The sequence below is a fragment of the Paracoccus sp. (in: a-proteobacteria) genome, from assembly GCF_039808215.1.
Lineage (GTDB): Bacteria > Pseudomonadota > Alphaproteobacteria > Rhodobacterales > Rhodobacteraceae > Paracoccus.
The window spans coordinates 1-11,793 of the sequence record NZ_JBDHSP010000084.1 but is presented as its reverse complement, the minus strand read 5'-3'; the positions used below and the strand labels follow the sequence as shown (position 1 = coordinate 11,793).

General features: G+C 65.9%; 10 protein-coding genes and 1 tRNA gene. 3 read left to right on the top strand and 8 right to left on the bottom strand.

Annotation, left to right across the window (positions count from 1 at the left end; genetic code table 11):
- Positions 1-140: 140 nt before the first annotated feature.
- The 4 genes from WMK75_RS16745 to WMK75_RS16730 all read right to left on the bottom strand — a co-directional run bounded on the left by WMK75_RS16745 (position 141) and on the right by WMK75_RS16730 (position 3,935).
- Complete coding sequence (locus WMK75_RS16745) at positions 141-926, bottom strand: DUF1217 domain-containing protein (RefSeq protein ID WP_347268741.1); 786 nt, start codon at positions 924-926, stop codon at positions 141-143.
- Positions 927-1,179: 253 nt separating this feature from the next.
- Positions 1,180-1,551 (bottom strand): flagellar biosynthesis regulator FlaF, encoded by a 372-nt coding sequence (locus tag WMK75_RS16740; RefSeq protein ID WP_347268740.1) that lies wholly within the window; start codon positions 1,549-1,551, stop codon positions 1,180-1,182.
- A 66-nt stretch (positions 1,552-1,617) separates the two neighbouring features.
- Positions 1,618-2,445, bottom strand: coding sequence for a flagellin (locus tag WMK75_RS16735; protein ID WP_347268739.1), 828 nt, complete (start codon positions 2,443-2,445; stop codon positions 1,618-1,620).
- Between the two features lie 260 nt (positions 2,446-2,705).
- Entirely contained in the window at positions 2,706-3,935 is a 1,230-nt protein-coding gene (locus WMK75_RS16730) for a glycosyltransferase family 4 protein (protein WP_347268738.1), read from the bottom strand.
- 243 nt (positions 3,936-4,178) lie between these two features.
- On the opposite strand from WMK75_RS16730, the gene WMK75_RS16725 reads away from it, so the two are divergent.
- Positions 4,179-4,325, top strand: coding sequence for a hypothetical protein (locus tag WMK75_RS16725; protein WP_347268737.1), 147 nt, complete (start codon positions 4,179-4,181; stop codon positions 4,323-4,325).
- A 4-nt stretch (positions 4,326-4,329) separates the two neighbouring features.
- On the opposite strand, the gene WMK75_RS16720 is transcribed toward WMK75_RS16725, so the two are convergent.
- Both WMK75_RS16720 and WMK75_RS16715 read right to left on the bottom strand, forming a co-directional pair.
- A complete protein-coding gene (locus WMK75_RS16720; RefSeq protein WP_347268736.1) occupies positions 4,330-5,028 on the bottom strand; it encodes a sugar transferase in 699 nt (232 codons plus the stop codon).
- Positions 5,029-5,371: 343 nt separating this feature from the next.
- Positions 5,372-6,391 (bottom strand): LacI family DNA-binding transcriptional regulator, encoded by a 1,020-nt coding sequence (locus WMK75_RS16715; protein ID WP_347268735.1) that lies wholly within the window; start codon positions 6,389-6,391, stop codon positions 5,372-5,374.
- Between the two features lie 211 nt (positions 6,392-6,602).
- Here WMK75_RS16715 and WMK75_RS16710 point away from each other — a divergent pair.
- Positions 6,603-6,678: transfer RNA gene (locus tag WMK75_RS16710), tRNA-Arg, on the top strand.
- Here the strand turns inward: WMK75_RS16710 and WMK75_RS16705 are convergent.
- Entirely contained in the window at positions 6,657-7,856 is a 1,200-nt protein-coding gene (locus WMK75_RS16705) for an RsmB/NOP family class I SAM-dependent RNA methyltransferase (RefSeq protein ID WP_347268734.1), read from the bottom strand. The genes WMK75_RS16710 and WMK75_RS16705 overlap by 22 nt on opposite strands.
- A gap of 74 nt (positions 7,857-7,930) precedes the next feature.
- On the bottom strand, positions 7,931-8,722 hold the full coding sequence (locus WMK75_RS16700) for a hypothetical protein (protein WP_347268733.1): 792 nt from the start codon (positions 8,720-8,722) through the stop codon (positions 7,931-7,933).
- Positions 8,723-8,999: 277 nt separating this feature from the next.
- Here WMK75_RS16700 and WMK75_RS16695 point away from each other — a divergent pair, with 277 nt between their 5' ends.
- Positions 9,000-11,045, top strand: a complete 2,046-nt coding sequence (locus tag WMK75_RS16695; protein ID WP_347268742.1) for an ATP-binding protein — start codon at positions 9,000-9,002, stop codon at positions 11,043-11,045.
- The last annotated feature ends 748 nt before the right edge of the window (positions 11,046-11,793 follow it).

Here is an 11,793-nt window from a genome sequence, read left to right as displayed (position 1 = left end):
GAAACTGGCGGCGTAGAAACCAACCCGATCCACCTTAGCCAAGCCGCCAAACTGTCTCACCAGGCGGCACCACCTCTCGCTTCATATCCGGTCCTTTCGTTGGGCCGGACTCTAGCATCAGATGGACGAGTTATCGGGGGTCACAGCACTCGCAATACCGCAAGCGCGACAGAGTACGGAGAGCTTGCGGGCTGCGAGGTAATCTGGTTTCGCAATAGGAACGTCCTGATAAGCTTTTCGACATTCTCGGCCGATTTGAAAATGGCGACGTCGCTGGAACCGGTCAGTTTCTCTGTCTTGCGACTGAGATCAGATAGCTGCCGGTCGATTGGCAATGCGGCGAACCTGTTCCCAAGCCCGAACGCAGTTTCAAAGACATGCCGCAGGGTTGACGATGCCATGACTTGGTACCACTTTGAATCTGCCGTCGTGTCTGCCGATGATATCTCCGACAGTTCGCGTCGCGCATTCAGGGCATACTCGAGTTCTTCGTGCTGTTCACCAATGCTTTGCGCGAATGAACGACTGTCATAATCCTCCAGGATGCTGCGATGGTCTGGACCCTGAGATGCCCCCGCGGCTGCCCCAAAGGAGAGGGCCTGATTCAGCTTGAGATATCTCTTGTCGAGCAGTCTGTTTGCGAAACTTCCCTTGTCGTTCGGATCGGCTTCCAGAACCTTCCTGATGAAGGACTTGCCCGCCAACTTGTCGTCCAGACCAAAGGCGCCCAGCGCAACCTTCATCAGCTTGTAGTCTCCGACAAATTCCTCTGCGCTTGCGACCTTTGCGATGTTGTCCTGGAAGTGATTTCTCAGCTTGCTGGTGGACGGCCGCTGCAGAAAGATGTCGCGCTGTCGATCCAGCGATCGATTCAGCAGTTTCCAGCCAGAGTAGCCACCGGTTCCGAGGCTGACGCTGTAGATCATGATCGCAACTCCAGAGTTTTTCCACGTCCGAGAGAGCAACCATCTCTCATGAATGGCCGATGAGACGGCAAAGGTCACCTTCCTCGCATAAAGCGACCATCAGCCCGATCAATGCCCCCGACAGGGCCTGAGCCTCACGCCCCGATCATCGCCACACCGCGAGCCTGATGCATCTCTGACTTGCCGCGCGAGGCGAACCTCAAGCAGATAGCGCGGGAATTGCGGGGCTGGTGCCTCGTTCAGGCAGCTGCGCTCACTCGCCCAGATCGCCCCGAAGTCCCTTCATGACCCGCAGGTTGATGTCCATCAGCGGGCGCGGGCAGGCATCTTCGGACAGGATGCGATGGCTGGACTTGATCGAGAAGATCGCAAGCGAGATGAGGCCAGACCTTGTCTGATCCGGCAGACCATTCCCCGGCTGCGCCAGATCTGCCGCCAGCGCGGTCCAGAGATCGATGTTCAGCCGCGCCGCCAGGATCATCTGGTTGCGGTCCGCAGTATCGACCGCCTGCTGGAAATGGCGGGTCACGCGCGAGAACGCCAGATATTCGTTGTCCCTGTCGGAACGCAGCTGAAAGAAATCAGCACCCGGAAACATTCTTGCGGTGATGACGTTCATGCCCATGTGGGTGCACCTCTGCTCTCATGGCTCGCGAAAGGGGTGGGCGCCCGGAGGGGCGCCCAGCCGTTATCACTTGAAGAGAGACAGGATCGACTGCGGCGCCTGGTTGGCGATGGAAAGCGCCTGGACGCCAAGCTGCTGCTGGGTCTGTAGCGCCTGCAGCCTGGCCGACGCCTCCTCCATGTCCGCATCGACCAGGACGCCGATCCCGGATTTCAGCGAGTCCTGAAGCTCCGACAGGAACTGGTTCTGCAATTCCAGACGCTTGCCGGCCGAGCCGAAGGACGCCGCGGCATCGATGGAGGTCTGCAGGGCGGTGTCGATGGCGGCCAGCGCCGTGGTGGCACCGGCGGCGGTCGAAACGTCGATGGCGGCAATCCCCAGGGTCGCGGCTGTCAGATCCTCGGGCGTGACCTGGATGGTCCCCGTGGTCGTCGTGGACCCCGTCCGGCTGAGCGAGGAGACGACATCGAACGTGCCGGTGACACTGGCATCCAGCAGGTTGAGGCCGTTGAACTGGGCGGATTCGACAACGGTGGTGATCTGGTCGCGCATCTGCACGATGTCGGCCTGCAGCTTGGTCCGGTCGGCGGTGTCGTTCTGCGCGGCGACGATCGAGTCGCGCATCTTGTTGAGCAGGTCGGTGATCTTCTCGGCGCCGCCACGGGCCGTCGACACAGCCGACGAGGCCACCGACAGACCGTTGGAGAGGGCCTTGAAGCCGCTCACGTCCGACTCGAGCACCTTCGCCGTGGCCCAGACGCCGGCATTGTCCTTGGCGGTCGCCACGTTCTTGCCGGTCGAGATCTCATCCTGGGTCTTGGAGAGATTCGCGTTGATGCCCTTCAGGGTCTGCAGCGCCACCATCGCGCCATTGTTCGTAAGAATGCTGGACATTCCAATCTCCGTTCTTCGGACCTTGTCCGAGGTAAGTATTCGGCCTCCGTGACCGCAGGCGTTTTGCATTGTCTGCGGGGTGACGCCTGATCTAGCTGTCAAGCCTGAATAAACCCTGAAGGTCCGCTCGCAGGCAACGGAATAGAAGGAACAAATGTATCGATATGGCGCTGCCGCCGGCCGGACGGCTTTCCGCGCCCGTGAACGCCGCGCCGGCCTCGCACCCGGTCGTGGGCGAGGCCGGAAAAATCAGGCGCCGCTCAGGTCGTGGGACCGGTCGCCCGGGCCGTTGGCGGACGGTTGAACAGTTCGGCCAGCAGGCGCGCCGATGCCGCAATGTCGTGACGGGCGATCACCCGCGCGCGGGCTGAGGCGCCCATGCGATCCAGCACGGCCGGTTCGGTTTCGGCGGCCTGCAGCATGGCGGCGGCCAGGGCCTCGGCATCGCCGGCGGGAATCAGCCAGCCCTCGGATCCCGGGCGCAGCAGTTCGGGAATGCCGGCGATGCAGGTGGCGATCACCGGCCGGGCGCAGGCCATGGCCTCCATGATCACCACCGGCAGCCCTTCGGCAAAGCTGGGGGTGACCAGGGCATGGGCCGCGTCGATGGCGGAGCGCACGCCGGCCTCGTCCTGCCAGCCCAGCAGGCGCAGGGCGTCGCCCATGCCCTCGGCACGGATCAGCGCCTCGATCCCGGGGCGCATCTCGCCGTCGCCGACCAGAGACAGGCGCAGCGCCGGGTTGCGCCGCCAGGCCAGCGCAAAGGCGCGGATCAGCAGGCCAAAGCCCTTCTGCTCGGCAAAGCGGCCGACGGCGACCAGATGCAGCGGCCCCGGCGGCAAGGGCGCCGGATCGGCCCAGCGCGAGAGGTCCAACCCGCAATGCACCACCTGCACCTTGGGCCAGTCGCCCGCCGCGGCCCAGCGATAGATCTGCGAGCGGCCATAGCTGCTGATCGCCACGCAGAACTCGGCCAGGGCCAGCTTGCCGCCCAGATCCAGCGCCTGCGGACTGTCGAACTCCTCGGGTCCATGCACAGTGAAGCTGAAGCGGGGCCCGCCCAGAAGCCGGGAATAGGCGGCGACGCGCGTCGAATTGGTGCCGAAATGCGCGTGAAGATGCTGCAGTCCCAGGGCGCGGGCGCGGGCCGCCACGCGGGCGCCCTCGGCCAGATAGACGATCTGGCGCACAAGGCTGCTTTCGCCCGCCCCCGCCCGGCGCCGCGCCAGTTGCAGGGCGCGGGCCAGCCGTGCCGGGCTGGCGGCGAACTGCCGCGCCAGCCCGGCCAGAAGCCGCCCGGCGCCGGCTTCGAGGATGCGCTCGGTGCGCGCATGTTCGGCGCGATCGGCGGGGTCGCTCAGCGCCGCCGCGTCGCCGCGCATGGCGAATCGATGGATCTCCAGCCCCGCCGCCTCAAGCGCCGCGATCTCGCGCCGGATGAAACTGTGCGAGGGCCGCGGGTAGGTGTTGATCAGATAGCCGATTCGCAAGAAATCCATCCTTGTTCAAAACGAAAAACAGGCGCCGCAAGCTGCCCTGGAGAAATTTAGGCGGGTTTGCGCCTATTTTCACTCAACTTTGAGCGGATTTGCAGTATCAAGAACCTGGCCCGGAAAATTGTCGGCGATTCGTTGTGACTTTGGCACTAAACTGGATCTTACCCTGCGTATTTGAGGAGCGAGGCCCTGAGCGGTATCCTGACCATTGGCGTTGCAGTTGCACTGGCGTGCACGATGATCTGCGTCGCAGTTTTCGGCCTGTCCTTCTGGGGCGGGTTGCTGGTCTATTCGCTCAGCGGGGCAGCCGCCACGCTGTTTGTCGCATGGCGGCGCTTCCGGTGTCTTGAGCGGCACGAGGCGTTGCACGCCAAGGGCTACTGATCGCTCAGTAGCCGGTGCAGCGCAGCACCACGCCCACGGTGCGGGCGATGATCCCCAGATCTCCGGCAAGGCTGAGATCCGCGGCATAGCGGGCGTCGAAAGAGGCACGCGCCGCAAAGGTGCTGTCGTTGCGATCCGAGATCTGCCACAGCCCGGTCACGCCCGGACGCAGGTGGTAGTAATCGGCGCCGGGATAAAGCTGCGCCTGCTCGACCATCATCGGACGCGGCCCGACGATGCTCATGTCGCCGCGCAGCACGTTCCACAGCTGCGGCAATTCGTCCAGCGAGGTCTTGCGCAGGAAGCGTCCGACCGAGGTGATCCGGGGATCGCGCTTCAACTTCTGGGTCAGATCCCATTCGGCCCGGGCCTCGGGATTGCCGGCCAGATATTCCTCAAGCCGCCTGTCCGCATCCTCGACCATGGTGCGCAGCTTCCACAGGCGGAAGCTGCGACCCGACCGGCCCAGGCGCTGCTGGGTAAAGAAGGGCTTCTCGCCATGAAAGGCGATCAGCAGCACCAGCGCCACCACGATCGGCAGGACGAAGGGCGCCGACAGAAGCACGGCGGCGACATCCAGGGGACGCTTGCAATAGCGGGCATAAAATGACCGGACACCAACGGGTTGCGTTGCGGGTCCGGCAGGGGTCGACTGCATCACCGAGTCGACCGTCTCGATATCGAAATTGGAACCGAGCCGCATCATTGGAAACCTATGCTAATCACTACACCCGCCAGTATAGTCTTGCATTTTCATAAAACTAGAACGATCTGGTCGACTGTCGAAAAGGACAGGTTTGTTTGAAATCAATATGTTACCAAATAAAACCGGTGCCGGACAGGGGTTGACGCTAGGTCAACCTTCCCTGCGCATGGCTGCCATGCGCCGCAGTTTTTCCCCTTGTGGAAGGGTGAACTTTCTGTTGCGCAACTGCTGATTGCTTTTCGCCGCCTCCGGGACAGATGCGCGGATTCGCCGCGGGGTTCTTGCCCGACAGCCCCTGCATCGCCTTACAGCAAGGGATCGCCGGCGGCGGCCGTCGCGGCTAATGCCTGCGGATCGTATCGCCCGGCAGGATCGTCGGCGCCAGCGCGACGACGCCATCCTCGGGGGATGGTTCCTTGCCGGCGACGATGCGCGCCGCGCGCCGCCCGATGTCGATGCGCCGCGCATCGGTCGTGGTCAGGCGCATCGGCAGGCCGTCGAGCAGATCGACGGCATTGAACCCGGCAAGTCCCAGCCGGCCGGGGATGTCATAGCCCTTCTCCATGCACCACATCAGCCCGCCAGCGCCGATCATGTCGTTGGAGAAATACAGAAAATCCAGATCCGGCTCGCGCGTGAGAATGCGCTCGGTCAGTTCGCGCCCCTTCAGCAGCGACGAGCCGCCCTGGTAATATTCCCGCGCCGCCAGCTGCACGCCATCCTCGGCCAGCCGCTCCTCGAAACCGGCCAGGCGCTTGCGGGCGCGGTGATCCTCGGGCATGTGCGTGCCGATGAAGCCGATGCGGCGATAGCCGGCGGCAAGGATCTCTCCGGCCATTTCCGCACCGGCGCGCCGATGCGAGATGCCGACGGCGCAATCGATCGGCTCGCCGTCGATGTCCATGATCTCGACCACCGGCAGGCCGGCATTGTCCAGCATCGCCCGCGCCACCTTGCTGTGTTCAAGCCCGGCCAGAATCACCCCCGAGGGCCGCCAACTCAGCATGTCGTAAAGCACCGCATCCTCGCGCGAGGGGCTGTAATTCGTCACCCCCACCACCGGCTGCAGCCCGGTATCGTCCAATTCGGCCGAGATACCGCCCAGAACATCGGGAAACACCATGTTCGAGAGCGACGGGATGACCACCGCGACCAGGTTGACCCGCTGGCTGGCCAGTCCGCCCGCGATCTTGTTGGGCACATAGCCCAGCGTGCGGGCGGCGGTCAGCACCTTCTCGCGCGTCGCGGCCGAGACATCGCCCCGGTTGCGCAGCACGCGGCTGACGGTCATCTCCGAAACGCCCGAGGCCTCGGAGACATCGCGCAGGGTCAGCGGGCGGCGGGGTCTTTTACTGTTCATCGCAACTACCGGAACGCAATCATGTTACCGTTATCGTCAATGGCCGTTCGCGGCAAGCTTGCCATTTTCCTGCGCAGCGGGCAAAAGATGTCACGGCGGCCCCGTTGCCACAGTCGGACCAGGCAGCCCTTTCGGGCCCCGGCCCTGGCAGACAGCGGCGCCGCAAGCGCCCGGCAAGGTCGAACGGTTCCGCAAACCGTGCCCGGCCAGGGGCCCCGTAGCTCAGTGGATAGAGCGGTCGCCTCCTAAGCGACAGGTCGCGTGTTCAAGTCACGCCGGGGTCACCAGCCGGCGTTGCCCGGGGCAATGGCGCCTGGCGGCGGCGCAGCAGCGCCAGATAGAATCCGTCCGAGGCGGCGGGCGGGGCAAAGCGGTGCTGGCCGACCACGTCGAACTGCGGCTGGCGGCCCAGAAACTCGTGGGTCTGACATTCGTTCTCGGCCATCAGCACCGAGCAGGTCATATAGGCCAGATGCCCGCCCGCGGCGACATGACCCGCCGCCTCGTCCAGCACCTGCGCCTGCACCCGCAGCAGTTTTTCAAGGTCTTCTGGACGCAGCCGCCACTTCGCATCCGGCGTGCGTCGCCAGGTGCCGCTGCCCGAACAGGGTACGTCGGCGATGACCAGATCAAAACGGCCGCTGGCCTTGCCCGGCGCGGCAAGGCGGATGCGGCAGCCGGCGCGCGCCGCCCGCGCCGCCAGATCGCGCATGCGCCCGGCATCGCGGTCATGCGCCACCACCGGCGCCGAGCCGCGCGCCGCCATGGCCAGCGCCTTGCCGCCGCCGCCGGCGCAATAATCCAGCAAGCTGCCCGAGGCCGGCAGCAGCGCGCAGGCCAGTTGCGGCGACAGATCCTGCAATTCGACCAGGCCTTCGCGATAGGCGCGCGAGCCGGCCACCCGCCGCGCGCCCGTCTCGACGCGCAGCGCCGTCGACAGGGTGTCATGGGCACGCGCCATAATCTCGTCCTGCGCCAGCATCTCCAGCGCCTGCGGCGAGTCGCAGCGGGCCGCATTCACCCGCAGCCAGACCGGGGCGCGCGCACGCAGCGTCTGCGCCATCGGGGCGGCATCCGCACCCAGCGACGCCTGCCATTGTGGCAGCAGCCATTCGGGCAGATCCATGGCCTCGACATTGTCGGGGGCGTGGCCCGAACCTGTCTCGGCGGCGGAAAGCGGCGCCGGTGCGTGACCCTGGCCGGTGAACAGGGTTCCGGGATCCAGCCCCAGATCGCGGCACATGCCCAGGATCAGCCCGCGCCCGTGCATCCCGCCCCCCAGTGCCGCGCGCGAATTGCGCCGCCGCAGGCAGTCGAAGACCATGTCGCGCACCGCGGCGCGGTCACCCGAGCCGGCAAAGCGGCTGGCGCGCGCCCATCGGATCAGCGCCGCCTCGGCCGGCTCTCCGGCAAGGATGGCGTCAAGAACGGTGATGGCGGCGGCGGCGCGGGCGGCTGGCGTCATGTCGGAATGCGCCCCCGGCGCGCAAGCTTGCGGATCTGCTCCAGAAAGGCCGCCGTCCGGGCTTTGTCAATGCGTCAGGGCGGCTGCGCCCCTTGCCACAGCGACGGCGCGCCCCCGCCCTCCGCCAGGACCACCGAGACCAGCGGTCCGCGGCCTTTCGGCGCCAGCGGCGAGCGTCCCGAAGCCAGGACGGCCAGCGAGCCGGGCCGGCCGGTGACCTGGCTGCCCATCGGCGCACCAAGCAGCATCACCCTTTCGCGCACCTGCTGGCGCTGGCCCGAATTGACCGATGCAAAGCTGTTGTAGCTCTCTGGCGAGGCGGTCATGCCCTGAAAGCCCCGCTCGGCCAGCATCCGGTGCAGGCTGTCGAAACGCGCCAGATAGCGCTGCGCATTGGCCGGGGTGCGGGAATGAAAGGCCCCCGCCGCCGTGCGCCAGTCGCCGGTCTCGGCGTAAAGGCGGCGGACAAAGCCCGCCGCATAGCGCGCATTCGCCAGCGGATCGAACATCTGCGCCACCGAGGCGAAATTGCCGCCATGCCAGCGATAGTTCAGCTGAAAGCAGCCGATGTCGACGTTGGTCCGACCCTGCGCCACGCGGTCCTCGGCGAAGGCGATGGCGCTGACGGGGTCGTCGAACCAGGTTCCCTCGCCCTCGGCATTCGCGCTCCAGGCCCAGGGGCGGACAACGCCCTCCATGCGCCGTCCGGTCTCGGTCAGGGTCAGGGCACCAAGGATCTCTGGCGGCACCCCCGCCTCTTCGGCGGCCTGCGCCGCCGCCCATTCGCAAACCTCGGCCGCCGGCAGGGCGGCGGCGCGCAGGCCGGTCAGCGCAAGGATGCAGATGATCAGAAGACGCAGAATCATGCCAAGCCACGAGGTTTCCCCCTGCACCTACGCCAACAGGATTAAGATTGCGTTTCCGCGCCCGTCCGGTGCGCAGGCCCCGGATCTGTATCCCAGCTGAATTCCGCGGCACCCGATGGCGTTTCTGCCGCGTTCATCATCTCGTGTCGAGACTGCCACCTCCGCAACGCGGCCGGCCGGAACCCGTCCTGCGTCTTGACTGTTCCAGCCGACTGTTAATGAAATGTTAATCCGCATGCGCTAGGCGCTGGGTGACGGGCAGGTGATGAGGCGCAAGATGGTTCCGGAACGGGCAGAGATCCTGCGCTCGGCGCAAGCGCTGCTGCCGCTGCTGGTGCTGCCGGTTCTGGTCGGCGCGCTCTGGCTGGCATGGCGGCCGCAGAATGCGGGTGCCGGCACGGTGCTGCTGGCGGCGGGCGCGGCGGCGCTGGCATGGTATCTGCTGGCGGGGGCCATCTCGGCCAGCCACTTCCGCAGGGTATTCGCGAAGCGGCGCGACCTTGCGCGGATGCGACCGCTGGTCGCCGCGCATGCGCTTCCGGCGCTTGTGGTCGACCCGGACGGCATGATCCTTGCGCAGAATGCCGCCCTGCTTGGGCAGGCCGGCGACCTTCTGGGCCGACCGGTGCAGGAGTTGCTGCGCCGCGGGCACGCCGACCCGGACGAGTTCTGGGGCGGGCTGGACCTGGGCCTGGCGCGCCATGGCCGCATGCGCGTCGAACTGGGCGATCTGGGCGGGTTTCTTGTGACGCGCGCGGCGGGCTCGGCGCTGCAGCTTTGGCAGGGCGCGGTCCGGGAACCGGAACTGTCAACCGGGCCGGCGGCGCCCGGCCCCGGCGGCGATGACTTCGACCTTCTGCCAGTATCGCTGCTGATGCTGGATGCCTCGGCGACCATCACCCGCGCCAATGTCGCGGCCTGCGAACTTCTGGGGCAGGCGCTGGTGGGGCAGCCGCTGGCGGCTTTGCTCGACGGCCTCGGTCGCGAACTGGGCGACTGGATCGCCGATGTCGGCGCCGGGCGCACGCAAGGCGGCACCGAGGTTCTGCACCTGCGCGCAGAAGGGCCCGAGCGCTTCGTGCAGGTCGCGCTGTCGCGTGGGCGCGGCGAGCAGGTCACTGCCGTGCTGTCCGATGCCAGCGCGCTGAAAACGCTTGAGGCGCAGTTCGTGCAAAGCCAGAAGATGCAGGCGATCGGTCAGCTGGCAGGCGGGATCGCGCATGATTTCAACAACCTGCTGACGGCGATTTCGGGGCATTGCGACCTGCTGATGCTGCGCCACGACAAGGCCGATCCCGATTATGCCGATCTGGACCAGATCAGCCAGAACGCCAATCGCGCCGCGGCGCTGGTGCGGCAATTGCTGGCCTTCTCGCGCAAGCAGACGCTGAAGCCGCAGATCATGGACCTGCGCGATACGCTCTCGGACCTGACGCATCTGCTCAATCGCCTGGTCGGAGAGCGCGTCGTCCTGACCTTCGACCATGATCCGCTGCTGCGGATGATCCGCGCCGACCGCCGCCAGCTTGAGCAGGTGCTGATGAACCTCGTGGTGAATGCGCGCGACGCCATGCCCGGGGGGGGCGACATCACCGTCTGCACGGACAATGTGCATCTGGCGATCGCCACCGAATTCGGCCGCGCCACGCTGCCGGCAGGGGACTATGTCCGGGTGCGGGTGCAAGACCAGGGCTGCGGTATCGCCGCCGACGACCTTGCCAGGATCTTCGAACCCTTCTTCACGACAAAGCGCACGGGCGAGGGCACCGGGCTTGGGCTTTCGACCGCCTATGGCATCGTCAAGCAGACCGGTGGCTATATCTTTTGCGACAGCACCCCGGGTGAGGGCAGCTGTTTTTCGCTGTTCTTTCCCGCCCATGACCGCAGCGAGGCCGCCGAGGCGCCAGCCGCAGCGGCCCCGGGCCAGTTGCGCACGCGCCGCGAGCCCGACGCCACCGTCCTTCTGGTCGAGGACGAGGCGCCGGTGCGCGCCTTCGCCAGCCGTGCGCTGAAGCTGCAGGGGTTCAACGTCCTCGAGGCCGCCTGCGCCGAGGATGCGCTGTCGCTGCTCTCGGACCAGCGGCTGGTGGTGGATGTCTTCGTGACCGATGTGGTCATGCCGGGGCTGGACGGACCGGCCTGGGTCCGCACCGCCCTGCGCGACCGCCCCGAGACAAGGGTCATCTTCATGTCGGGCTATGCCGAGGACATCTTCTGCGAGGGGCGCCCCCCCGTAGCCGGCGCCGCCTTCCTGGCAAAGCCGTTCTCGCTTTCCGAACTGACCACGCTGGTTGGCAGGCAGCTTGACGGAACGGACCGATGACAGCCGCGGGCGCCTCGCCAGTGCGGGGGGCAAGCCGGCGCTGGTTCAGCTTTGCAGCAGTCGCTGCGGTTGCACCCACGCGCAGTCGCAGGAAGGCCACGCCTGAAATGCGGCTGCGGTCGAACCGGGCTATCGTTCTTCATGGGATAAGATACCGTCACGTCCAGCAAGCGCTTTTTGTGTGGCGTTTGCCTGCGAACACGGTCCCTCCTTCGCGGCCCGGTGCCGGGGAGCTACAGAGCAGACGCCCATGTTCACGCTTGTCCAAGCGAGGACGCAAGCGGGCAAGGCCTGGCCCCGGGAAACTGTTCGAGCCATGAGCGCCGGTCGAGGCCACCAACCTCACGCACGATGACAATGACTCGTTCTGCTGACGGCGCCCCTCTCCCAGCAGCCGCTGCACTGCCCTGGTCGCGACCCGCACCGATGTGCCGACATGTTACAAGCGGACTGACAGTTGCTACCGTCGGTTAGCCGAGTTCAAAGTCACCCGGAGATTGGTCGCCTTCGGATTTCTACCACCCTTGCGACACGACCCGCATGATCGCCAGCCTGTTTCGCGATCTCGGCGCTGGCCATGTCTATGAACTGGTATTACTGACCAGTATTCCCTCTCGACGCATGGTCCAATCTTGCGGACAACATCAACGCCCGGGATAGATAGGATAGTGGTTAGCGTCCGAGGAGCTGGTGTAATTTCACCGGCGCTGCCGGTGTGATCCCTGTTGGCCATCGAGGTGTATGTTCG